This is a genomic window from Chryseobacterium sp. HNCC26DJ241 (assembly GCF_057180505.1).
Genome location: NZ_JBXUGL010000093.1, coordinates 1 through 384 on the forward strand (window position 1 = coordinate 1; position 384 = coordinate 384).

Annotated in this window: 1 protein-coding gene; it reads left to right on the forward strand. The window is 35.2% G+C overall.

Translation table 11 applies throughout. The features are described 5' to 3' along the window. Positions 1-384 (forward strand): helix-turn-helix domain-containing protein (locus AC2A1C_RS15880; protein WP_484026910.1); only part of this gene is annotated, 384 nt, incomplete at both ends.

A 384-nucleotide genomic window follows, 5' to 3' on the forward strand; every position in this document is an offset into this window, starting at 1 on the left:
ATAAATCAGAACCAATATTTAAAAGATTAATAGGAGTTTCCCGAGTAGTTTTTGATAAAATGGTAGAGGAGTCGAACCGCCTTGGGCCAGTTTCCACACACAAAAACAAAGGCAATTTAAGAGGTCCAAAACCTAAACTGTCTATGGAAAACAAAGTACTGATGCTACTGATGTATTACAGAGAATATCGTACATTTTTACATATTTCTGCTACTTTTGGTATTAGTGAAGCCCAATGTTGGCGGATCATCACAGATTTGGAAAAACGACTGATAAAGAGTAATTTATTTCATATTAAAGGTAAAAAAAGACTCTTGAGCGAGGATTGTTTTGAGGTAGTGATAGTGGATGTAGCCGAAAGTCCTATAGAACGACCTAAAAAAA